Source organism: Rhodococcus sp. SJ-2 (assembly GCF_053750035.1).
Genome location: NZ_CM132340.1, coordinates 2,378,383 through 2,399,074 on the forward strand (window position 1 = coordinate 2,378,383; position 20,692 = coordinate 2,399,074).

The 20,692-nt window shown below is 66.0% G+C and carries 21 protein-coding genes; 14 read left to right on the plus strand and 7 right to left on the minus strand.

The annotated features are described in order from the left end of the window. Positions 1–18 precede the first annotated feature (18 nt). On the plus strand, positions 19–858 hold the full coding sequence (locus tag ACSYG9_RS11135) for a mycofactocin-coupled SDR family oxidoreductase (RefSeq protein WP_440127211.1): 840 nt from the start codon (positions 19–21) through the stop codon (positions 856–858). 9 nt (positions 859–867) lie between these two features. On the opposite strand, the gene ACSYG9_RS11140 is transcribed toward ACSYG9_RS11135, so the two are convergent. Then, a complete protein-coding gene (locus tag ACSYG9_RS11140) occupies positions 868–1,533 on the minus strand; it encodes a FadR/GntR family transcriptional regulator (RefSeq protein ID WP_454842479.1) in 666 nt (221 codons plus the stop codon). Positions 1,534–1,544: 11 nt separating this feature from the next. Between ACSYG9_RS11140 and ACSYG9_RS11145 the strand changes: the two genes are divergently transcribed. Continuing rightward, positions 1,545–2,783 (plus strand): CynX/NimT family MFS transporter, encoded by a 1,239-nt coding sequence (locus ACSYG9_RS11145; RefSeq protein ID WP_454842481.1) that lies wholly within the window; start codon positions 1,545–1,547, stop codon positions 2,781–2,783. Positions 2,784–2,796: 13 nt separating this feature from the next. On the opposite strand, the gene ACSYG9_RS11150 is transcribed toward ACSYG9_RS11145, so the two are convergent. The 4 genes from ACSYG9_RS11150 to ACSYG9_RS11165 are packed head-to-tail and all read right to left on the minus strand — an operon-like array spanning position 2,797 to position 7,289. Next, the gene (locus ACSYG9_RS11150; protein ID WP_440127214.1) at positions 2,797–4,593 is read right to left on the minus strand and encodes a bifunctional sugar phosphate isomerase/epimerase/4-hydroxyphenylpyruvate dioxygenase family protein; all 1,797 of its coding nucleotides are present in this window, start codon (positions 4,591–4,593) and stop codon (positions 2,797–2,799) included. After that, entirely contained in the window at positions 4,593–5,477 is an 885-nt protein-coding gene (locus tag ACSYG9_RS11155; RefSeq protein ID WP_440127215.1) for a shikimate dehydrogenase, read from the minus strand. The genes ACSYG9_RS11150 and ACSYG9_RS11155 overlap by 1 nt, the downstream gene beginning before the upstream one ends. Then, on the minus strand, positions 5,464–5,934 hold the full coding sequence (aroQ, locus tag ACSYG9_RS11160; RefSeq protein ID WP_440127216.1) for a type II 3-dehydroquinate dehydratase: 471 nt from the start codon (positions 5,932–5,934) through the stop codon (positions 5,464–5,466). The genes ACSYG9_RS11155 and aroQ overlap by 14 nt, the downstream gene beginning before the upstream one ends. Next, positions 5,931–7,289 (minus strand): MFS transporter, encoded by a 1,359-nt coding sequence (locus ACSYG9_RS11165; RefSeq protein WP_440127217.1) that lies wholly within the window; start codon positions 7,287–7,289, stop codon positions 5,931–5,933. Before ACSYG9_RS11165 ends, aroQ begins: the two co-directional genes overlap by 4 nt. 105 nt (positions 7,290–7,394) lie before the next feature. Here ACSYG9_RS11165 and ACSYG9_RS11170 point away from each other — a divergent pair, with 105 nt between their 5' ends. Both ACSYG9_RS11170 and ACSYG9_RS11175 read left to right on the plus strand, forming a co-directional pair. Continuing rightward, positions 7,395–8,408, plus strand: a complete 1,014-nt coding sequence (locus ACSYG9_RS11170; RefSeq protein WP_454842484.1) for a LacI family DNA-binding transcriptional regulator — start codon at positions 7,395–7,397, stop codon at positions 8,406–8,408. Between the two features lie 91 nt (positions 8,409–8,499). Beyond that, positions 8,500–9,144 (plus strand): TetR/AcrR family transcriptional regulator, encoded by a 645-nt coding sequence (locus tag ACSYG9_RS11175; protein ID WP_454842486.1) that lies wholly within the window; start codon positions 8,500–8,502, stop codon positions 9,142–9,144. 42 nt (positions 9,145–9,186) lie between these two features. Here the strand turns inward: ACSYG9_RS11175 and ACSYG9_RS11180 are convergent, their stop codons facing one another. Together ACSYG9_RS11180 and ACSYG9_RS11185 are read right to left on the minus strand one after the other, a co-directional pair. Beyond that, positions 9,187–9,981 carry an enoyl-CoA hydratase gene (locus ACSYG9_RS11180; RefSeq protein ID WP_440127220.1) on the minus strand — a complete coding sequence of 265 codons (795 nt, stop codon included), beginning with the start codon at positions 9,979–9,981 and terminating at the stop codon, positions 9,187–9,189. A 26-nt stretch (positions 9,982–10,007) separates the two neighbouring features. Further along, complete coding sequence (locus ACSYG9_RS11185; RefSeq protein ID WP_440127221.1) at positions 10,008–10,979, minus strand: zinc-binding dehydrogenase; 972 nt, start codon at positions 10,977–10,979, stop codon at positions 10,008–10,010. 169 nt (positions 10,980–11,148) lie between these two features. On the opposite strand from ACSYG9_RS11185, the gene ACSYG9_RS11190 reads away from it, so the two are divergent. The 10 genes from ACSYG9_RS11190 to ACSYG9_RS11235 all read left to right on the plus strand — a co-directional run bounded on the left by ACSYG9_RS11190 (position 11,149) and on the right by ACSYG9_RS11235 (position 20,664). Then, positions 11,149–11,949, plus strand: a complete 801-nt coding sequence (locus ACSYG9_RS11190) for a crotonase/enoyl-CoA hydratase family protein (RefSeq protein ID WP_440127222.1) — start codon at positions 11,149–11,151, stop codon at positions 11,947–11,949. A gap of 82 nt (positions 11,950–12,031) precedes the next feature. Beyond that, the gene (locus ACSYG9_RS11195) at positions 12,032–13,225 is read left to right on the plus strand and encodes an acetyl-CoA C-acyltransferase (protein ID WP_440127223.1); all 1,194 of its coding nucleotides are present in this window, start codon (positions 12,032–12,034) and stop codon (positions 13,223–13,225) included. A 28-nt stretch (positions 13,226–13,253) separates the two neighbouring features. Beyond that, complete coding sequence (locus tag ACSYG9_RS11200) at positions 13,254–14,015, plus strand: 3-hydroxyacyl-CoA dehydrogenase (RefSeq protein ID WP_440127224.1); 762 nt, start codon at positions 13,254–13,256, stop codon at positions 14,013–14,015. Between the two features lie 34 nt (positions 14,016–14,049). After that, positions 14,050–14,673 carry a TetR family transcriptional regulator gene (locus tag ACSYG9_RS11205; protein ID WP_440127225.1) on the plus strand — a complete coding sequence of 208 codons (624 nt, stop codon included), beginning with the start codon at positions 14,050–14,052 and terminating at the stop codon, positions 14,671–14,673. Positions 14,674–14,698: 25 nt separating this feature from the next. Then, the gene (locus ACSYG9_RS11210; protein ID WP_440127226.1) at positions 14,699–15,682 is read left to right on the plus strand and encodes a nitronate monooxygenase; all 984 of its coding nucleotides are present in this window, start codon (positions 14,699–14,701) and stop codon (positions 15,680–15,682) included. 25 nt (positions 15,683–15,707) lie between these two features. Continuing rightward, positions 15,708–16,865 (plus strand): acyl-CoA dehydrogenase family protein, encoded by a 1,158-nt coding sequence (locus tag ACSYG9_RS11215; RefSeq protein ID WP_440127227.1) that lies wholly within the window; start codon positions 15,708–15,710, stop codon positions 16,863–16,865. 181 nt (positions 16,866–17,046) lie between these two features. After that, positions 17,047–17,334, plus strand: a complete 288-nt coding sequence (locus ACSYG9_RS11220) for a putative quinol monooxygenase (protein WP_454842488.1) — start codon at positions 17,047–17,049, stop codon at positions 17,332–17,334. Between the two features lie 197 nt (positions 17,335–17,531). Further along, positions 17,532–18,137, plus strand: a complete 606-nt coding sequence (locus ACSYG9_RS11225) for a TetR family transcriptional regulator (RefSeq protein WP_454842490.1) — start codon at positions 17,532–17,534, stop codon at positions 18,135–18,137. 208 nt (positions 18,138–18,345) lie between these two features. Further along, entirely contained in the window at positions 18,346–19,407 is a 1,062-nt protein-coding gene (locus ACSYG9_RS11230) for a phosphotransferase family protein (protein WP_454842491.1), read from the plus strand. Positions 19,408–19,434: 27 nt separating this feature from the next. After that, positions 19,435–20,664 carry an acyl-CoA dehydrogenase family protein gene (locus ACSYG9_RS11235; RefSeq protein ID WP_454842492.1) on the plus strand — a complete coding sequence of 410 codons (1,230 nt, stop codon included), beginning with the start codon at positions 19,435–19,437 and terminating at the stop codon, positions 20,662–20,664. Positions 20,665–20,692: the final 28 nt, after the last annotated feature.

Consider the following 20,692-nt stretch of genomic DNA (forward strand, 5'->3'; position numbering starts at 1 on the left):
CGACGCGAGAGGTGAATCATGGCAGGCAGGGTTGAAGGCAAGGTCGCACTCATCACGGGTGCAGCGCGCGGCCAGGGGCGTAGTCACGCGGTGAGGCTCGCGCAGGAAGGCGCAGACATCATCGCACTCGACATCTGCGGTCCGGTCAGAGAAGACGCGCAGATCGCCCCGGCGTCGCCGGAAGACATGGCCGAAACAGTCGAGCTGGTCAAGGGTTTCAACCGTCGGATCGTGACGGTCGAAACCGACGTCCGCGACTTCGACGCGGTGAAGACCGCGGTGGACACCGGCGTCGAGCAACTGGGCCGACTCGACATCATCGTTGCCAACGCCGGAATCGGGACCGGTGGTACACCGCTGCACGAGACGGACGAGTTCGACTGGCAGGAAATGCAGGACATCAATCTCTCGGGAGTGTGGAAGTCGGTGAAAGCCGGTGTACCGCACATGATAGAAGGGGGACGAGGCGGCTCGATCATCCTGACCAGTTCGGTCGGGGGATTGAAGGCCCATCCCAATATGGGGCCGTATATTGCCGCGAAGCACGGCGTCGTCGGCTTGATGCGCTCGTTCGCGGTCGAACTGGGGCAGCACTTCATCCGGGTCAACACCGTTCATCCCACGAACGTGAACACGCCGATGTTCATGAACGAGGGTGCGATGAAGATGTTCCGTCCCGATCTCGAGAACCCGGGCCCCGAGGACATGAAGGTGGTCGCCCAGCTCATGCACGTGCTGCCGATCGGCTGGGTGGAACCCGAGGACATCAGCAATGCCGTGCTGTTCCTGGCATCCGACGAATCCCGTTACGTCACAGGACTCACGTTGTCGGTCGACGCGGGCAGCGCACTCAAGTAGTCACAGCGCTCAGCCGCGCAGTTCGGTGAACAGCAACTGCGCGGCCTGAGTCGCTGCCACCTCGTCACCGTCGATCACCGCGTTCACCAGGGCAGTGTGCTCGTCGTGGAAGCCTTGCCCCGTCGTGTGGACATGCCGGTCGACGGACTGCCGGATGGACGGGAGTAACGAGTCGTAGAACTCGAGGTACACAGCGTTGTGGCTGGCCTCGACGATGGCGCGATGGAGCGCGATGTCCGATTCGACCGCGGCATCGGTGTCGGGTTCGGCGAAGCGATTGTCGCGTTCGACCAACAGCGCCTCGAGGCGTGTGATGTCGTCGGGCGTGCGCCTGCGCGCAGCGAGGACGGCGGCGGTGACGTCGAGGGTCTGCCGAAGTTCCAGCACGTCACGCTCGTGCGCGGTCGCGAAGTACTTCCCGAGGGTGCCGCCGATATCGGAGGTTGCGACGACATAGGTGCCCGAGCCCTGACGACGTTCGAGAAGCCCGGTGTGCACGAGCGCCTGCACAGCCTCGCGGACGGTGTTGCGACCGGTTCCGGTGAGCTCGCTCAATTCGGGTTCGGTGGGGATGCGCTCACCTATCGCCCAGCGGCCGTTGCAGATCTCGCTGCGTAGTTGCTCGGTGACCTGCGAGATCAGGCTCGTGCGTCGAACGGGTTGTCCCAAAGTCATCCGGTCATCCTATGATTTACCGAGTGAGTCTTCTACGCGGCCGCCTGCTCGTCTTCTGCGCCATCGTCATGTCCGCACTCGTGCTCCGTCTCGCCGTCACATCGTTCAGCCCTCTGGCCTCTGCGATCAGTGAAGAACTGGGCTTCACGTCCACACTTGTCGGTGTGTTCGGCATGATGCCGACCGCGATGTTCGCGCTCTTCGGATTCGCCACTCCGTTCCTTGCGCGGCGGTGGGGTCTCGAAACGACGGCATTGGTCGCGATGCTCATGGCCGGCGTCGGCATGGCTGCACGCGCCTTCGTGTCCGACACGTGGGTGCTGCTCGCATTGTCGGCACTCGCGCTGGGCGGAATGGGTATCGGGAACGTTGTCATCCCGCCACTGGTGAAGCGGTACTTCTCCGATCGCCTGGCGGTGGTGAGCTCGCTCTATATCGTCGGCGTCCAACTCGGCACCATCGCACCCGCGTTCGTCGCGGTGCCGTTGGCCGATGCGTACGGCTGGCGCGTGTCGATCGGCGTCTGGGCCGTCCTGGGGTTTGCGGCAGCACTGCCCTGGGTCGTCGTTCTGCTCCGCCGACGCGGAGCCGTCCCGCAGAACGATCGGGTTGCAACCGCCCCGCAGGCGCATGGTCAGGTATGGCGTTCCCCGGTGGGATGGGGAATGGCCGGCATGTTCGGCATGACTTCCCTGGTCACCTACTCGATGTTCACGTGGATCCCCGACATCCTCGGCGACGCCGGGGCCAGTCCCGCCTTCGGCGGTGCCATGGTCGGATTGTTCTCGTTGATGGGCCTTGTCGGGGCCTTCGGAGGTCCGACGTTGTGCGCCAGGATGAACAACCCGTTCCCCGCGGTCCTCGCGTGCGCGACCTGCATGCTCGTCGGATTCGCCGGACTCTGGCTTGCACCGATGAGTGTGCCCATCCTGTGGATCGTGCTTCTCGGCCTCGGGCCCAGCACGTTCCCGATGGCGCTGACACTGATCAACCTCCGTACCCGCACCCAGGCCGGATCGTCCGCGCTGTCGGGATTCACCCAGGGGGTCGGTTATGCCGTCGCGTGCCTCGGCCCGCTGCTGTTCGGCGTGCTACACGATGCCACGACAGGGTGGACGGCCTCGTTCGGTCTCTTGGTCCTTGCGGTTGCACTACTGGTGGCCGGGGGTTATCACGCCTGCAAGCCGCGCGCTCTCGAGGACAGCTGGCACCGGGTGGATGCGGACGAGGAAGATCTCCCCGCGCGCTGACCCAGGAGCGACGTCACCGAGGTGCGGCGAGCCGGACATGTGTGTTGGACGCACCGTATCCGTCGTAACCGCCGCGCCGCTCGAGCAGTTCGACCTGGAACCCGCCGGGGACGGGCAGCGTGTAGGCGTGGAGCAGCTCGCCGTCGCCGACCCGGTCGTACAGCAGTCCGTGCTCCCGCAACGTGTCCAGCAGGCCGGGCTCGAGAACGAATCGTGCGTCGAGGTCGACGTAGTAGTTGTCCGGTGGTCGGAGGAACTCCACCCCGTTCGAGCGGGCACGACGGACCTCGGCGACGACATCGCTCGTCGCGAACGCCAACTGCGTGATGCCGTAGCGCGTCGCGGCGTCGGGCCCGGAATCCGAGACGTTGAGCGCAACCCGCAGGTTCCCCGCCGCCGCGCGTAGCGCGCGGATGCGGAGTCGCCCGTGCGGCTGGATGTACTCCTCGGGGTTCTCCGGCTCTAACGCGAACAGGGTACGGAAGAACGAGATCTCCTGGTTCAGCTCATCTTCGGGGACGGTGACATCGACGTGGTCGAGTCCCAGCCATCCGCCGTCTGATTGTTCAGCGGTGGGGACGAAGTCGGTCTGCCAGTCGTCGGGTGCCCCGGGCTCGGCGCTGACGAACACGTGCAAACCCGACGGCGACGTGATGCCCGGAAGTCCGGCCTCGCCTTCGCCTCGGGTCTTGTCGACGGTCGGCCACAGCAGGGCGCCCGCCCGCTGGGCGACATCCGTGACGGACGGCGCGACGAGTCCCAGCGCCGTCGCGGCGGGGCCGGGGGCGAATTCTTCGTTGAGCACCACCTCGGCGCCCCCGTTGCGCCACCGGACCACAGGCTTGCTCCGATGCCGCCCGGCGACATGGAATCCCAACCCCGTCAGGAGCTCGGAATACGCCGAGCCGGTGGGTGCTGCGAGTTCGACGAACGCGACATCGGTGCGTTTCGGTACGGGCGGAGCGACGGCCACCCGCTCGCGCGCGGGACCGGACAGACGCGACCCCAGCTGATCTTCGAGGAAGACCAGCGAACGCATGGCGTCGCGTGCGGTCACGAACGGGTCGGCCTCACGGACGACGTCGCTGAAGATCTCCAGCGACAGTGGACCGGTGTATCCGGCTTCGAGTGCGGCGGCCACGACTCCGGCCACATCCAGGGTGCCCTGACCGGGGAAGCAGCGGAAGTGCCGGCTCCATTCGAGGACGTTCATGTCGAGCACGGGCGCATCGGCGACCTGGACGAATCCGATCCGGCTCCCGGGGACCCCGTCGAGTGCGGTGCCGTCATCGCCGCGGGCCAGCATGTGGAAGGTGTCCACCGCGAGGGTGACCGCGGGATGGTCGGCGCGTTCGACGATCGACCATGCCTGTCCGACGCGGTTCACGTGCCGGCCCCACGCCAGCGCTTCGTAGGCGAGGGTGACGCCGAACGACTCGGCGAGTTCACCGACCGCATGCAGTTGCTCGGCGGACAGTTCGGCATCGTCGATCGCGTCGGGAAGTGCGTTGGAGCAGGCCAGGAACATGGTCGCGCCGAGTTCGTTCATCACCTCGAGCTTGCGCCGCACGCGGTGCAGGACCGTGGGGAACCGCGCCGGGTCGACGCCTTCGATGTCGCGCACCGGCTGGAACAGGTCGATGGACAGGCCCAGGTCGGCGCACCGTCGCGCCACCTCGCGGGGCGACAGAGGCGACGCCACGAGGTCGTTGTCGAAGAGTTCGATGCCGTCGAAACCCGCGGCGGCGATTGCCTCGAGCTTGTCGCCGAGCACGCCGGACAGCGATACGGTCGCGATTCCCTTGTACATCAGTGTGTCAGCTCCTCGAAGTGCCGGACCATGCGCTCGGCGTCGGGTGTGCGGCCGGTGAAGTACTCGAAGGCTCCGACTGCTTGGAACACGGCCATGCCACCGCCGGGCACGACCCGGCAGCCACGCGACCGCGCGAGCCGGATCAGCTCGGTCTCGAGCGGGAAGTAGACGACGTCGGACACCCACAGGTCGTCGCGGACGAGTTCAGCGGGCACCGGCAGGCCCGGGTGCCCGGTCATGCCCGTAGGGGTCGCATTGACGAGACCTTGCGCGTCGCGCAGGGCTCCGGCGAGATCGTCCGTTGCAGCGACACGTTCGTCACCGAACCGCTTGGCCAGCCGGGTCGCGCAGTCCTTCGCCTTCTGCGTGTCCGTATCGATGATCGACACGTGTGCGGCTCCCTGGTCGAGGAGGGCGTAGCCTACTGCGGCTCCGGCGCCACCTGCACCCACGAGCACGGCCGCGTCGGTGATGGCCCCGGGGAGGCGACGGCGGAATGCACGGCCCCAGCCGGACCAGTCGGTGTTTCGGCCGAGTGTTCTGCCATCGCGGAAGACGACGGTATTGACCGCGCCGAGGTCGCGGGCGTCGTCGGAGAGTTCGTCGAGGAGCGGGATCACATGCTGTTTGAACGGATGAGTGATGTTGAGTCCGTCGAATCCGAAATGCTTTGCCCAGGAGAGGAGTTCGGGAAGTTCATCGGCGCCGAATCCGATCCTTTCGGCATCGAGCCGCCGGTAGGTCAGATTGAAGCCGGATTCGAGGCCTTCTCGTTCCTGCATGGCGGGGGTGAGGGACCCGTTGATTCCGGCACCCACGAGACCGAGGACGAACGAGCTGCGATCGGTGTTACTGGTGGACACGGTGTTACTGGTGGACACGGTGGATCTCCCGGTGGATATCGAGCGAGGCGAGGCGGCGGATAGCGAATTCGTAGCCGGAGGCGCCGCAGCCGGCGATGACGGCCTGCGCGACCGGTGTGACGTACGAGTGGTGCCGGAAGGGTTCGCGGGCATGGACGTTGGTCAGATGGACCTCGATGATCGGTGCGGCGACGGTGACCAGCGCGTCGTGTAGAGCGGCCGAGGTGTGGGTGTACGCCCCCGCGTTGACGACGAACCCGGAAGTGGTCTCGCGTACCTCGTGGACGAAGTCGATCAGGTCGCCCTCGTGGTTGGACTGGCGGAAGTCGAGGTCGTAGCCGAGCTCGTCGGCGACCCGGGTGCAGAGCACTTCGACATCGGTGAGGGTGGCGGTGCCGTAGAGCGTGGGTTCGCGTTTGCCCAGCAGGTTGAGGTTGGGGCCGTTCAGCACGGTGAAGGTGGGCCGGCCGGTCATCCTGCGACTCCGGCCGGGACGCGGGTGACCTCGTCGGTGTTGTCGGTCTGCCCGAGGTCGCGGGTGAGCACCTTGTGGGTGGCCTTCGGTCCGGACAGGACTGCGATCAGCGAGATCAGCACGGCGCCGAATGCGAACAGCGCCACGCGGTACCAGTTGTCGGCGTTGCCACCCATCAGGGCACCGGCGATAGCGGGGGTGAATCCGGCGAGTGCGAACCCGAACTGGGTTCCGATGGCCATTCCGGAGAGCCGGACGCTGGTGGGGAAGTACTCAGCATATGTCGAGGGCCAGCAGGCATTCGGCATGCTGTAGATGATGCCTGCCAGCAGGATGCCGGAGATCAGTACGAGCGCGACATTGCCGGTGGAGATCGACCACAGGAATACGGTCACCATCACGGCGGTTCCGATCAGCCCGGCGACGAACACGGGTTTGCGGCCGACCCGGTCGGACAGTGAGGCCCAGAGCGGGATCGTGCCCACCGCGATGACGTTGGCGACGATCGCGAGCCACAGCATGGTGGTCGAACTGATACCGATGCCGTATTCGTCGGAAGTCGCGAAGTTCAGGGCGAAAACCTGGAAGACGGTGTTGACCATTGCGATGAACGAGGCGAAGAAGACGCGCAGCACACCGCGCCAGTGATGGCGGAACAGCAGTGCCAGCGGAGCGGGCGGAACCTCGGCGCTCTTCTTCTCGGCGTGGAATTCGGGGGTTTCGTCGAGGGAGCGGCGGATGATGAACCCGACCACCAGGAGCGCGGCGCTGATCCAGAACGGGATTCGCCAGCCCCATGAATGCAGCTGTTCGTCCGAGAGCAGTGCGATGACCGGCAGGAACACCAGTGGGGCGAGGACCTGTCCGCCCTGGGTGCCGCTGAGTGTCCAGCTGGTGAAGAAACCGCGCCGGTTGTCGGGGGCGTGCTCGAACGACATCGAGTTGGCGCCGGCCTGCTCGCCCGCCGCCGAGAGTCCTTGGAGGAGTCGGAGTGTGACGAGCAGGATCGGCGCGAGCATGCCGACCTGTTCGTAGGTCGGGAGGCAGCCGATGAGAAAGGTCGAGACGCCCATCAGCAGGAGGGTGCCGATGAGGATCTGTTTGCGCCCGAATCGGTCGCCGATGTGACCCATCAGGAACGAGCCGAACGGCCGGGCGACATATGCAACACCGAAGGTGGCGAGGGACGCGACGGTGGCGACGGCCTGGTTGCCTTCGGGAAAGAAGATGGTGGGGAAGACGAGTGCCGCGGCCGTGCCGTAGATCGCGAGATCGTAGTACTCGAGCGCACTACCACTCCACGCTGCCAACGCCGCCTTGCGCGGCGTGCGCTGCACGGTGGTCGTTTCTGCCATGGGATTGCCCTTCGAGGATTGCTGGATCAATTATCCGATGCAACGACGGTAAGGGTGGCGGCCATCACACGGCAATCGTTTGCCATTTTTTGCCATACTGTTCGCATGCCCCCCGAGCAGCCGCGCGTTTCCCCGCGTAAACGAGCCACCATCACCGACGTCGCACGCACCGCGGGTGTGGCTGCGTCCACTGTGTCCCGCTCGTTCAGCAATCCCGACCGCGTCAATGTGCACACCCGCGACCATGTGCTCGGGGTCGCCGCCGAGCTCGGCTACACCCCCAACCCGATGGCGCGCGCGCTCGAATCGGGCCGAACCAATACCTTCGCCCTGCTGGTCCCGGACATCACGAACCCGTACTTCGCGGGCGTGATCAACGGTGCCGAACAAGCTGCCACCGCGGCCGGCCGGACCCTCGTGCTCGGTAACACCAGGGAGAGCGCCGCCACCGAGGAACAACTCGTGCGGCGCCTCGGACCCGCCGTGGACGGCTTCGTCCTCGCGGCGTCGCGGTTACCCGACGACGAGCTGCGTCGCGTCGCCGAATTCAACGCCTTCACCCTGGTCAACCGCGCTACTCGCGGGGTCTCGTGCGTGGTCGCCGACTATGCGTCGGGTACGCGACAGATCGTCGACCACCTGGCCTCGCTCGGTCACCGGTCGCTGCTCGTGCTCGGCGGGCCACCGGAATCGTGGTCCGGTGCGCGTCGCTGGGCCGGCCTGCAGGATGCGGCGGAACTGCACAACATGCAGGTTCGCCGGTTCGGACCGTATTCGCCGACGCTGGGCAGCGGACCTGCGGCTGCAGATGCCGCGGTTGCGGCGGGTGCCACCGCGGTGGTCTGCCACAACGACATGCTTGCGATCGGCGTTCTCCGGAGACTGCGCGAACGGGGAATCGCGGTGCCGGAACAGATGAGTGTGGCCGGGTTCGACGACATGTTCGGCGCATCGATCTGCACCCCCGCCCTGACCACGCTCGCGGAGCGCACCGAAGACGCCGGAGCCCACGCGATCGAGATCCTCGGCCGTCTCGCCTACGAGCGGGTTGCCGAGCCGGGGTCACGTGTGCTTCCCACCCAGCTCGTGGTGCGCGAATCCACGGGTCATGCCGTATGAGGCGCCCATGGCGGCAGTCCGTCCGTCCCGGGCACCTGCACAGGTATCCTCGAGCCGTCCGGGTATAGCGATCGATAGGTTGGATGCGTTCATGGGGAGTTCGACCGACGACACCGTCGCTGCTGAGGGGACGGTCGCGCCCGACTGGCGCACCCTCGAGCCGATGGAGCTCACCCCGATCCTGTCGGCGAGCCTCGACGCGTTCTACGAAACCGGATTCCACGGCACGTCCGTGCGTGAGATCGCGCGACGGGTCGGCGTGACCGTGCCGGCGCTCTACTACCACCATGAGAACAAAGAGGGTCTGCTCATTGCGCTGCTCGAGCTGTCGACGAGCGACGTGCTCTCTCGTTCGCACGCGGCCGACGCAGACGGCGGCACCGACCCGGTGCAGCGCCTGTCCAATGTGATCGAGGCGATCGTGCTGCGGATGACGATGCGTGCGCGGCTCGCGGCGCTCGAAGGTGAGGCGCGGTACCTGAGCCCGCAGAACCGTCAGCGCTACCGGGCGGTGCGCAAGGGCATCGAAGAGATTGTGCGGAAGATCGTCGAGGAAGGGACGGCGTCGGGAGCGTTCGACGTCGACGACTCCGCCGAGACGACCCGCGCGCTGCTGGGGATGTGCCAGTCGATTCCCCGCTGGTATCACTCCGAGGGGACGCTGAGCCCGCAGGAGGTTGCGAGGAAGTACGTGGCGATCGCTCTGAAGATGGTGGGGGCTTCTCCCCGCGCGTGACGGACCGTTGTCGTCACCGGCGACAACGGTCCGATCGCGTGATCAGAGCGTGCGGAAGTTCGCGGGGCGCTTCTCCTGGAACGCGGTGACGCCTTCTTTGAAGCCCGGCCCCGCGAGCAACTTCATCTGCCCGTCGAGTTCGCGACCGAAGGCATTCTCGAGTTCGGTGAGGGTCGCGTCATTGATCGCGTGTTTGGTGGATGCCAGGGCGTCCGTGGGTCCGTCCGCGAGTCGCCTTGCGAGTTCCTCGACCTTGCTGTCGAATTCGTCATCGGCGTAGGTGTCCGCGATCAACCCTGCAGCGACCGCCTCGGGGGCCGGGAGCCGTTCGGCGAGCATCGCCATCTTCAACGCGCGGGCGCGTCCGACCGACGCGGCAACCAGTGCGGTGGCGCCGCCGTCGGGCATCAGGCCGATCTTGGTGAACGCCAGCAGGAAGTACGTCGACTCCTTCGCAACGGTGAGGTCGCACGAGAGTGCCAGCGACACACCGACACCCGCCGCTGCGCCGTTGACGGCGGCTATGACGGGACGGGGGAAGGCGCGGAGCAGGCCCGCTGCGCGGTTTGCCGCGTCGATGGTGTCGGTGGTCGGAGCCGCAGACAGGTCGCGACCTGCGATGTCGGCGCCCGAGCAGAACGCGCGGCCGGTGCCGGTGAGGACGGCTGCGCGGACGGAGTCGTCGGTCGCGTACTTCTCGAAGGCGTCGCCGATGGCGTTGAGGGTCTGCGCCTGCACGGCGTTCATGCGTGCCGGACGGTTGATCGTCACGCGCAGGATGCCGTCGTCGACCCGGACGTCGACGCCGGGTAGATCGTTGGTGGGTTTGTCGGTCATGCGGTGTCCTTCGGTGGGTTCGGAAATCAGGATCGAAGTGAGAGTGCGACTTTGCCCGTAGCGGAACGGTTTGCGAGCGAGTGCAGCGCATCCGCGGCTTCGGTCAGGGGGTGGGTGGTGGGTTCGGGGACCTGCAGGGCGCCCGATGCCAGCAGCGGCTCCAGTGCAGTCCACTGTTGTGCGGGATAGTCGGGAAGCAGGCGGATGTGTTCACCCCATCCGGCGCCGACCACCGAAATATTCTTGAGCAGAAGACGATTGACCTTCACGGTCGGGATCTCGCCGCCGGTGAAGCCGAGTACCACAGCGCGACCGCCCGGGGCCAGGCTGCGGAGGCTGTCGGTGAATCGGTCGCCGCCGACGGGGTCGAGCACGATGTCGACGCCCCGTCCGGCGGTGAGTTCGAGGGCCTTGTCCTTGAATCCGTCGACACGGATGACGTGGGTCGCTCCGTTGGCTCTTGCGACCTCGGCCTTCGCGTCGGTGCTCACCACCGCGATCGTCTCGAGGCCGAGGGCCGCGGCGACATTGAGTGCTGCGGTGCCGACGCCGCCTGCGGCGCCGTGGATGAGCACGGTCTCGCCGGGCCGGTAGCGTGCGCGCTCGTCGAGGGCGAAGTGAGCGGTCAAGTAGTTCAGCGGCATCCCGGCCGCGGCCGTGAGCGACACGCGATCCGGGATCGCGAACACCGATCCGGGGCTTACGGCGACCGTCTGCTGCCACGCTCCGCCGTGTGCGAGCACGGCAACCCGCTGGCCGGGGGTGAACCCGCTGCCTTGGGGGGCGGATCGGACGATGCCTGCGCCTTCGGAGCCGAGGACGCAGGGGAGTGGGCGCACCACCTGGTAGCCGGCGCTGGTCTGGAGCAGATCGGGGAATGAGACACCTGCGGCGTGGAGGTCGACGACGACGTGGTCCGGGCCGGGAGTGGGCTCCGGGATGTCGACGGTGTGCACGCCGTCGGGGCCGATGTTCTCCGTCAGATGTGCTGCCTGCATGGTTCTCCCGCCGTATGTGGAACGAATCGTCTCGCGCCGGTCTCCCTCGCAATCATTACCACGCGTAACTGATCGGGCGCTAGCTAGACCGCAGCTATTGACCGATCGATCGCTCCGTGATAACTATTTAGCGATCGATAAGTAGAGGTTCGGACTCTGGAGGGCACGAATGGCCGACGATACGACCACGACGGACGCTGCAGCGCTGTACGAAGTGCGCGGTGGGGTCGCAATCATCACCCTGAACCGGCCGAAGGCACTCAACGCCGTCAACGGCGCACTGTCGACCGCTGTCGGCACCTACCTCGAGCAGGCCGAGAACGACGCCGACGTCCGCGTCATCGTGATCACTGGCTCCGGCCGAGCCTTCTGCGCGGGCGCCGACCTGAAGGCCATCGCCTCGGGCGAGGACACCTCGGCTGCCGGGCACCCGGAGTGGGGCTTCGCCGGATACGCGCAGCACTGGATCAGCAAGCCTACGATCGCGGCCGTCAACGGATTCGCGCTCGGCGGCGGAACCGAACTCGTTCTCGCCAGCGACCTCGCGGTGGTCGACGAAGAAGCCAAGCTCGGACTGCCCGAGGTCAAGCGCGGCCTGTTCGCCGCAGCGGGCGGTGTGATCCGGCTGCAGCAGCAGATCCCTCGTAAGCTCGCTCTCGAGCTCGCCCTCACCGGAGAGCCCATCTCTGCCGCGCAAGGCAAGGAGTACGGCCTGGTCAACCGGGTCGCTCCGGCAGGCACTGCCCTCGACGTCGCCCTCGAGATCGCCGAAACCATCGCCGCCAACGCGCCGTTGTCGGTGCGCGAATCGAAGTCCATGATCTACCGGACCGCCAACCTTCCCGACTGGGAGGACGCGGCGTGGAACGCCAACGTCGAAGCACTGAAGGTCGTCTTCAGCAGCGAGGACGCCATCGAAGGCCCCACCGCGTTCGCGCAGAAGCGCCAGCCCGTGTGGAAGGGCCGCTGACCCGAGAGCCCGGCCCGGTGTCGCGGCGACCGCTCCTGCGACACCGGGTCGCACCACACCCCGCGAAAATTCAGGAGTCACCATGACCAACGCAGTCATCGTCGATGTCGTCCGCACCGCGGTCGGCAAAGGCAAGCCCGGAGGCGCACTTTCGGGTACACATCCCGTCGAACTGCTCGCGCACGTGCTGCGCTCGCTCGTCGAGCGCAACGGCATCGATCCCGCTCAGGTCGACGATGTCATCGGCGGGTGTGTCAACCAGGCCTCGGAACAGTCGCTCAACATCTCCCGCACCGCCCTTCTCGCGGCAGGCTTCCCCGAATCCGTGCCCGCCACCACGATCGACCGTCAGTGCGGTTCGAGCCAGCAGGCAGCCCACTTCGCGGCGCAGGGCGTCATCGCCGGTGCGTACGACATGGTCATCGCGTGCGGCGTCGAATCCATGAGCCGCGTCCCGATGGGTACCTCGTCGATGGGCAAGGACACACACGGTCCGAGCATCCGGGCCCGCTACCCGGAGGGCCTGGTCAACCAGGGCATCTCCGCCGAGCTGATCTCGGCGAAGTGGAAGTTCGACCGCGACGCCCTCGACGCGTTCTCCGCGCAGTCGCACCAGCGTGCCGCTGCCGCCATCGCCGCCGGGCACTTCGACAAGGAGATCGTCCCGATCGAGGTCACCAACGCCGCGGGCGAGCAGGCGGCGCACACGGTCGACGAGACCGTGCGCGCCGCAACGACCGCGGAAGGACTGGCCGGTCTGAAGCCGTCGTTCTACACCGAGGAGTACGCTGCACGCTTCCCCGAAGCGCAGTGGATCATCACCCCCGGCAACTCGTCGCCGCTCACCGACGGGGCTTCCGCAGCGCTGATCATGAGCGAGGAGCTCGCGAACAAGCTGGGCCTCACCCCGCGTGCCCGTTTCCACTCGTTCTCCGTCGCCGGTGACGACCCGGTCTTCATGCTCACCGCGCCGATTCCGGCCACCCGGAAGGTCCTCGCCAAGTCGGGCCTGAACATCGACGACATCGACGCCTACGAGGTCAACGAGGCCTTCGCGCCGGTGCCGCTCGCGTGGGCGCACGAGTTCGGCGCCGACCCGGCCAAGCTCAACCCGTGGGGCGGCGCGATCTCGCTCGGCCACGCACTCGGTTCGTCGGGCACCCGCCTGCTGAGCACCCTCGTCAACCACCTCGAAGCCACAGGTGGTCGTTACGGACTCCAGACGATGTGTGAGGGCGCGGGCATGGCCAACGCCACCATCATCGAACGTATCTGAACTGCAACAACTCTCGAAAGGATTCTCAATGATCGTCAACGACAGCGTTGCCGTCGTCACCGGAGGCGCTTCGGGCCTCGGTCTTGCCACCACCAAGGCGCTGATCGACGACGGAGCCACCGTCGTCATCATCGACCTCCCCTCCTCCAACGGTGAGGCCGTCGCCAAGGAACTCGGCGACCGTGCGCGCTTCGCGCCGGCCGACGTCACCGACGAGGCAGCAGTTGTCGCGGCTCTCGATCTCGCCGAGTCGCTCGGACCGCTGCGTGTTGCGGTGAACTGCGCAGGCATCGGCAACGCGGTCAAGACCGTCAGCAAGAAGGGCGCGTTTCCGCTCGACGGCTTCAAGAAGGTCATCGATGTGAACCTGATCGGCACGTTCAACGTGATCCGATTGGCAGCCGAGCGCATCTCGAAGACCGAACCGGTCGACGGCGAGCGCGGCGTCATCATCAACACCGCTTCCGTCGCAGCCTTCGACGGCCAGATCGGCCAGGCCGCCTACTCCGCATCCAAGGGCGGCGTCGTCGGCATGACCCTGCCGATTGCACGCGACCTCGCGTCGTTGCTCATCCGCGTCGTGACCATCGCTCCGGGCCTGTTCAAGACCCCGTTGCTCGGCTCGCTCCCGGAAGAAGCCCAGGCTTCGCTCGGCCAGCAGGTCCCCCACCCCGCGCGTCTGGGTGATCCCGCCGAGTACGGTGCTCTGGCCGCACACATCGTCTCGAACGCGATGCTCAACGGCGAGGTCATCCGCCTCGACGGTGCCATCCGCATGGCACCGCGCTAGACACTGCAGCACGCACACGTGAGAGGAGGGGTCGATGACCGCGCAGCCCGAGACCAGGTTCACTGATTGGCGGGTCTTCGAGCCGTTGCGGTACGACCCCATCCTCGAACACGCGCTGGAAGCCTTCAGCGAGAACGGCTTCCACGGGACCACCGTGCGCGACCTGGCCCGCCGGGTCGGTGTGACGGTGCCCGCGCTGTACTACCACCACGAGAACAAGGAAGCCGTTCTCGTCACCCTGCTCGACGCTGCCGTCCTCGACCTCATCGACCGTGTCCTGGCCGCGGTCGCGGACGGCGGCGCCGACCCGGTCGCCCGGTTCGCCAATGCCGTCGAGGCGATCGTCCTGAACATGACTCACCGGGCAAAGCGTTCCGGCCTCGATTCCGAACTGCGGCACGTCTCCTTCGAGAACCGCCGCACCTATGCCGCTACGCGCAAACGCCTCGAACTCATCATGCTCGACCTCGTCCGTGACGGTACCGAGGCAGGAGTGTTCGACGTCGACGATGCAGAGGAGACCGTGCGGGCCATGCTCGGCATGCTCCAATCCATCGCCCGCTGGTACCAGATCGACGGCCCACTCACCCCGGCGCAGGTCGCGGACCGCTACATCGTGATCGCCCTGCGCATCGTGGGCTACCACACCACTATCTGAACGTCTCACTGCGAGGAGATCTTTCGTGCTGTCCACAGCCTTCACCGAAACCTTCGGAGTTCGTCACCCCATCGTGCAGGGCGGAATGCAGTGGGTCGGCCGCGCCGAACTGGTCGCCGCCGTCGCCAACGCCGGTGCACTCGGCATGATCACGGCGCTCACCCAGCCCACCCCCGAGGACCTCGAGAAGGAGATCGCCCGCACCCGCGAGCTCACCGATCAGCCCTTCGGTGTCAACCTGACGATCCTGCCCTCCATCACGCCGCCGCCCTACGACGAATACCGACAGGTCATCATCGACTCCGGCATCAAGATCGTCGAGACCGCGGGATCCAACCCCGCGCCGCACCTCCCCGATTTCCATGCCGCCGGTATCAAGGTGCTGCACAAGTGCACCAGCGTCCGCCACGCCGTCAAGGCGCAGGACGTCGGCGTCGACGGCATCAGCATCGACGGATTCGAATGCGCGGGTCACCCGGGCGAGGACGACATCCCCGGACTCGTCCTCATCGCCGCGGCAGCGGAGCAGATCACCATCCCCATGATCGCCTCGGGAGGCTTCGGTGACGGTCGCGGCCTCGTCGCCGCACTCGCGCTCGGTGCCGACGGCATCAACATGGGCACCCGTTTCATGTGCACCGTCGAATCACCGATCCACCAGAAGATCAAGGAAGCGATCGTCGAGGCCAAGGAAACCGACACCGAGCTGATCTTCCGGCCGCTGCGCAACACCGCTCGCGTCGCCAGCAACACCGTCAGCCGCGAGGTCGTCGAGATCCTTGATCGCGGTGGACAGTTCCCCGACGTGCAGGAACTCGTCGCCGGTGCGCGTGGGCGTCTCGTATACGAGAACGGTGACCCTGAGGCCGGCATCTGGACCGTCGGCACTGTCCAGGGCATCATCCACGACATTCCCACCGCAGGTGAACTCGTCGAGCGCATCGTCGCCGACGCACAATCCCTGATCTCCGAGCGTCTCGCGGGTCTGATCGACCGCGTGAACGCCTGATACGCGCCTACTGCCAGGAGAATTCATGAAGCGTACCCACTTCGAAGGTGATCACGAGGCGTACCGGGAAACGGTGCGTGAGTTCTACGCTCGCGAGGTCGAACCGAACTACGAGCGCTGGGAAGAGGAACGGCTCATCGACCGGTCCGTGTACCTGGCCGCAGGCAAGGCAGGGATCCTCGGCCTCGGAGTACCCGAGGAATTCGGCGGGTCCGGTGTCACCGACTACCGGTTCCGCCAGATCGTCCAGGAGGAGACGGCCCGCACGAACACCACATCGTTCGGCGCGACCCTTGCCCTGCAGGACGACATCGCCATTCCGTACCTGCTGCATCTGGGCACCGAGGAGCAGAAGGCCCGCTGGCTGCCCCGCATGGCTTCCGGCGAGATCATCGGCGCGATCGCGATGACCGAACCGGGCGCGGGCTCCGACCTGCAGGGCGTCAAGACCACCGCTGTTCGCGACGGTGACGAATGGGTCATCAACGGCCAGAAGACCTTCATCACCAACGGAATCCACGCCGACCTCGTCATCGTGGTGTGCCGCACCGACCCGAGTGCCGGGTCGAAGGGATTCTCGCTCATCGTCGTCGAGCGCGACGCTCCCGGCTTCAGCCGCGGACGCAAGCTCGACAAGGTCGGTCTTGCCGCGCAGGACACCGCCGAGCTGGTGTTCGAGGATGCGCGCGTGCCCGCCGAGAATCTGCTCGGCACTGAAGGACGAGGCTTCGTCCACCTCATGGAAAACCTGCCGCTCGAGCGGATCGGTATTGCCGTCAGCGCCATCACGTCGGCGCGTGCGGCCTACGAGTGGAGCAAGCAGTACGTGTTCGAGCGCAAGGCGTTCGGCAAGCCGATCGGCGATCTGCAGAACACCCGCTTCGTGCTCGCCGAGATGCTCACGGAGATCGAGGTGACCGAATCTCACGTCGATCGCTGCATTCTCGCGCTCAACGCGGGGGAACTCACCGCGGTCGATGCATCGAAGGCGAAGTGGTGGGCCAGTGAGCTGCAGAAGCGTGTCGTCGACCGGGGCGTGCAGCTGCACGGTGGCTACGGCTTCATGATGGAGTACGCGATCGGTCGCGCCTACCGGGATGCACGCATCCAGACCATCTACGGCGGCACCACCGAGGTCATGAAGGAAATCATCGGCCGCGACATTGCCGCCGAGTTCAAGTAGTACGAACCCTTGTTCGAGTGCGCACTTTTCGCCCCGACACGCCCGGGTGGTACGACGGAAACCGCAGACCCGACACGGGTCCGAAGAGCGAGGCGAGGGCAGGTGCGCCCGGTCCTATTGCGTTGGCCGGGGTGATCGGGAAATGTAGCTCCCGAAAACGGCATTCTACGAAAGGGAGAACATGGCGCTCACCGCACTGCTGGAGCTCGAGTTCAAGTCCGATTCGCTCGACGACGCGAAGAAGATCATGACACGCGTCCTGGACGAGACTCGGGCGTTCGACGGGTGCGTCGGTATCGAGATCCTTGTGGACCAGAAGAACGAGGCGCGCTGGGTCGTCGTCGAGAAATGGCAGTCGCAGGAGCACGACACCGCATACCGCAAGTTCCGCGCGGGTGAGGGTGCGATCACCGATCTCGGGCCGCTTCTCGCAGGAGCCCCGAAGCTGACCCACTTCGACACGCTCTGACCAGCGGATCCCCGGTGGGGGCGCGCCCCGGCGCGCCCCCACTTTCGCGTGTGAAATGTGTGAGTCCAGGGCGCGTTGCATCGGCCCCGTCCGGCGCCGGTGAGCGCGACCGCACGGACATCGTCGGTGTCGCGGCGTTCGTAGAGACGCGTCACTCTACGCTGTGCGTACTTGGCCGGCGATGAGATGGGAAGAGAATGCGTGCTGCAAAAGGGGCGATGACGGGTGCCGGTCGCCAGGTGATCCTGGATTCTGCCATCAGGAACATGAACCACCGCGGCTACCACGGCACGTCCATGCGCGACATCGCGCGTGACGCCGACATCACCGTCGCATCGATCTATCACCACTTCAAATCCAAGCAGGAAATACTGCAGGACATCATGACCCGGGCGTTGCACGACGCGTTTGCGATGACCCGGGCCGCGCTCCTGCGTTCGGGCGGGTCCTCCGCCGAACAGCTTCGCGCGGTCGTGCGCGCGTGGGTCATTTTTCATACGACGCGACAGTCCGACGCCCTTGTCGGCGCCACCGAGCTGCGCAGCCTCGACGAAGAGGGTCGCCGACTGGTGGTCGCATTGCGTGACGAGCAGGAGAGCGTCTTCCGCGAGATCATCGACAGGGGAGTCGAAGACGGGATGTTCACCACTGCGCTGCCGCTGGATGCGTCGCGCGCCATCATTCACATGGGGCAGTCGGTGTGCACGTGGTGGCGTTCGGACGGGCCCTTGACGCCTGAGGAGCTCGCGGATCGATACGCAGAGCTCGCGCTTGCCATGGTGCAGCCCGCGGTCGGCCGGTAGCGCAGAATCCCTAGACGTCTGCGCTGATCGCTTTTTGCTGTACATAGAGCGAACGATTGATTGCCTGAGATCTCACTCCTCTCTGATCAGGCCGTGATTCTTCGGAAACCAGCAGCTCATGTCGAGAGAGTTGACAGTCTTCGTGCGCTGGGTCACTATTGTTCTAACCGAACGATCGTTTGGGTGTGTGATCGAAAGGAGGCCCGTGATGGCCGCTCCCATGGCCGACGCGGTGACCGAACTCGACCTCGACGCACTCGGTGCTCATCTGCAGGCGACGCTCCCCGGGAGGATCGCGGGGCCCCTGAACGCCACACTTGTCGGTGGCGGTCGCTCGAATCCGACCTATCGCCTCACCGACGGAGAGAACGTCTGGGTGCTGCGCAGGCCCCCGTACGGTCACGTACTTCCCAGCGCGCACGACATGAAGCGCGAGTACACGGTCATCGATGCTCTCACCGGCTCTGCGGTCCCGGTACCTGCTGTAATGCACCTGTGCGAAGACGTGCACATCCTCGGCGCGCCGTTCTACCTCATGGAGCGCGTCGACGGCCGATCCGTCGGTACAGTCTCGCAGGCCGAGGCCCTCACTCCCGGGCAGCGTCGCCGTCTCGGTCTCGACCTCGCGGACACGCTGGCCGATCTGCACGACATCGACCCAGCGTCGGTCGGGCTGAGCGAATTCGGCAGGCCGGACGGGTATCTCGAGCGTCAGCTGAAACGTTGGGAGCGGCAGTGGACATCGTCCAAGACCTCGGAGCGCTCGGAGGTGGCCGCTCTACTCGGCAAACTGAGCAGAGCTCTGCCCCGCACCCGATTCCCGGGAATCGTGCACGGCGACGTCAAGCTCGACAACGTGCTGGTCGCTCACGAAGACCCGGCGAGCATTGTCGCTGTACTGGACTGGGAGATGGCGACTCTGGGCGACACTCTCGCCGATGTGGGCATCATGCTCAGCTTCTGGGATGTGCCCGGCTCGCCGTTCAATCCTGTCACGAAAGGTCTCGCGACGCTCGACGGCTTCCCCACCCGAGCGGAACTCGTCGACCGTTACGCGACCAGGCGCGGAATCGAACTCCCCGAAATTGACTGGTACACCGTATTTGCAGACCTCAAGATCGCGGTCATCCTCGAAGGAATCCACGCCCGCCATCTGCAGGGCGACACTGTCGGTGAAGGCTTCGAGGACATCGCGGACATGGTCGGGCCTCTGCTGCAGCGCGCGCTCGAACTCGCCGAGACGTCGTCACTCCACGAGCTTCGCCAGTAGGAACTTACACCGATCGGAGACAGCACAATGGAATTCGCGTACAGCCCCAAAGTCGAGGAGCTGCGGGAGAAGCTGGCCGGGTTCGTGCAGGACCGCGTCCTTCCTGGGGAGACGATTGCAGCGCAACAACTGGCGAGCAAGCCCGACTTCTGGGGTGCGCCGCCGATCATGGCGGACCTCAAGGCTGCGGCCAAGCGGCAGGGACTGTGGAACCTCTTCCTGCCGGAGGACGGTGGCGCCGGCCTGACCAACCTCGAGTACGCGCCGCTCGCCGAACTCACGGGTTGGAGCCCACAGCTCGCTCCCGAAGCACTGAACTGCAACGCGCCGGACACCGGCAACATGGAACTACTCGCCCGCTACGGCACCGCGGATCAGAAGCAGCAGTGGCTCGCCCCGCTTCTCGAGGGTGAGATCCGCTCCTGCTTCTCTATGACCGAACCCGACGTCGCGAGCTCGGACGCCGCCAATGTACGGCTCGACATCGCCGAGGACGGCGACGCCTGGGTGCTCACCGGACGTAAGTGGTGGACCACCGCCGCGCTGCGCGAAGACAACCGGGTCGCAATGGTCATGGGTGTCACCGATCCCGACGCCCCGGCCGGCTCGCGTCACTCGATCGTGCTGGTACCCACCGACACCCCCGGCGTGACCATCGAACGCTCCACCACGGTCCTCGGATTCGACGACCGGCACGAAGGTGGTCACGGCGAGATCGTCTACGACCGCGTTCGGGTCCCGAAAACGAACCTGCTCGGTCCGCGCGGCAAAGGCTTCGCGGTGGCACAGGCCCGCCTCGGTCCGGGTCGCATCCATCACTGCATGCGCCTGATCGGCATGGCCGAGCGTGCGATCGCGCTCATGACCGAACGTGCGCGCACCCGGGTGGCATTCGGCAGAGCTCTCGCAGACGAAGGCGTCGTCCAGGCGACGATCGCCGACGCTCGGATCAAGGTCGACGCAGCACGTCTGATGGTGCTGCGCGCGGCGTGGAGAATGGACGTCGAGGGTCCCAAACAGGCCCGCCACGACATCGCTGCTGCGAAGGTCCTGGTGCCGTCGACGACCAAGTGGATCATCGACGAAGCAATGCAGATCTTCGGTGGTGCCGGATTGTCCGAAGACACGCCGCTCGCCATGCTGTACTCGCAGGCCAGATTCCTGCAGATCGCCGACGGCCCCGACCAGGTGCACCGTCGTTCGCTCGCCCGCGCAGAATTCGCTGCTACCCCCGTCATCCGAGAGGTTTGCGGATGATCGGCGAACACTGACGCTCCCCATCTCC